Below are 1,805 nucleotides of genomic sequence, written 5' to 3' on the forward strand. Positions count from 1 at the left end.
CCACACGGGGCGCCGCCCACCGGGCGTCTCGCGGGTACGGCACCACTTGGGTACCGCACCATCGCTGGGCTTGTACGTCTTCCTCGGCACCGCCACCGCCGCAGCCGTAGTCATCTGGCTCCGGACCTGACGATCAAAGGCAGCTCAGCTGCCGCCTTCGGCGGGCCGCTGGCGCGCGCACGGCACCACGCCACCGTTCTTGTCGAAGACCTCGGCGTCATGACCCGCGTTCACCCACACCGTGATGCCCTGGTCATGCACGACCACGTTGAACGGCGACTGCTCCGGCTCCGTCTCGGTCACCACCGTGAACTCCTCACCCGGACGCATCCAGTGATCGGTTCCCCACGGCTCGACCCACAGGCAGACCATGCTGCCGGGGGGAATGCACCCTGATCGAGACTTGCTCCGACTCCTGCCACCTCCAAGCCACCGGGGCCGAGCACCAGGACCGCGAGTCGGGAGTCGACCGGGCCGCTCTCCCCGGTGCAGTTTGGTCGTGCCGCCCCGTGGTCACGGATCTGAGCGGTCCTCGCCGTCCCGCTGATCGTCGAGGCGGGCAGTCAGGTCGAGCCAGTGCTCGGACCATCGCACCAGATCGCCCGCAGTCAACGACCACCGCGAACGCAGGGCTTCGTCCGGCAGGAAGCGGACGCAGGTCCCCGTGGTCCCGTCAGCTTCGACGGGCTCCAGATCGGTCACCGGGACGCCGTGCTCATAGCGCTGACTCCAGGATCCGTTGAGACGGCAGTTGGTATGAATCAGCCACTCGCTGAGCGCTGCGACGACGGACATGCCGCGACGCGGATGTCCGTCCGGAAGCCGCTCCGCCTCCGGGAGGTCGAAGAACCGAAGATCCTTCGTGGCCATGACCGGCTTCTTCACCACCCGGCCGTGCTCGTCGACCCGAGTGTCGGTGCCCCGTCCGTCATCCTTCACCGACACCGAGCCGTCGGTATGCAGCGTGACCACACACCGTCCGCCGCCCCGGCTCGCTGCCTCGTCAGCGGCGTAAGCAACGACCTCGAGAACAAGGTGTTCGGGCCCGCCCGGCGCGAACTCTGCGGATCCCTGGCGGATCCGACCGAGATGGTCCGTGTCCACGATGCCGGCCCAATCGTGCGTGGTGTTGACCCAAGAAGCCCTTGATCCATCCATCCGACAAGTATCCGCCGGGTTCTCGTTCAGGCAGCCGGAACGAACTGCTCAGCAGTGATCGCCAGGGCCGGGCTCGGCGCTCTCATCGAGATCTGCGAGGAGGCCGCGGATCCGTTCGGCGATGGCCTTGTGCCGTTCGACCTCGCGGGGCCAGCCGCGTTCGACGGCGTCCTGGGCGAGCTGCTGTTCACGGGCGATCCGGGACCGCAGGGGGACTGTCACGTTGGCTGACCAGGTGGGATGATCTTCTGGTTGGTCATGCGGGGAGGGGTCGTCCGTGGAAAGTACGCCGCCGTCGTACAAGGGGCACCGGTACCCGGTCGAGATCATCTCCCACTGCGTGTGGCTGTACCACCGCTTCCCGCTGTCGTTCCGCGAGGCCGAAGAGCTCATGCTCCAGCGCGGCGTCCTCGTCTCCCACGAGACCGTGCGCCGTTGGTGCGCCAAGTTCGGCCAGGCCTACGCCGACGGACTGCGCCGCCGACGGCCCGGGCCTGGCGACAAGTGGCATCTCGACGAAGTGTTCGTCAAGATCAACGGTGTGCGGCAGTATCTGTGGCGGGCCGTCGACCAGGACGGCAACGTCCTGGACATCCTGGTCCAGTCGAGGCGGAACGCAAAGGCCGCCAAGCGGTTCCTGGCCAAGC

At 67.4% G+C, this 1,805-nt stretch carries 4 protein-coding genes; 1 reads left to right on the forward strand and 3 read right to left on the reverse strand.

What is annotated here, in order from left to right; genetic code table 11:
- Window positions 1–144: 144 nt before the first annotated feature.
- The 3 genes from ACWCQ6_RS37105 to ACWCQ6_RS37115 all read right to left on the reverse strand — a co-directional run bounded on the left by ACWCQ6_RS37105 (window position 145) and on the right by ACWCQ6_RS37115 (window position 1,380).
- Window positions 145–303, reverse strand: coding sequence for a hypothetical protein (locus ACWCQ6_RS37105; protein WP_451096893.1), 159 nt, complete (start codon window positions 301–303; stop codon window positions 145–147).
- Window positions 304–513: 210 nt separating this feature from the next.
- Entirely contained in the window at window positions 514–945 is a 432-nt protein-coding gene (locus ACWCQ6_RS37110) for a hypothetical protein (RefSeq protein ID WP_451096895.1), read from the reverse strand.
- Window positions 946–1,206: 261 nt separating this feature from the next.
- Entirely contained in the window at window positions 1,207–1,380 is a 174-nt protein-coding gene (locus ACWCQ6_RS37115; RefSeq protein ID WP_451096897.1) for a hypothetical protein, read from the reverse strand.
- 55 nt (window positions 1,381–1,435) lie between these two features.
- Here ACWCQ6_RS37115 and ACWCQ6_RS37120 point away from each other — a divergent pair.
- A partial coding sequence (locus ACWCQ6_RS37120) for an IS6 family transposase (protein WP_451096899.1) occupies window positions 1,436–1,805 on the forward strand: 370 nt, incomplete at its 3' end.

This window comes from Streptomyces sp. NPDC001880, assembly GCF_053594575.1.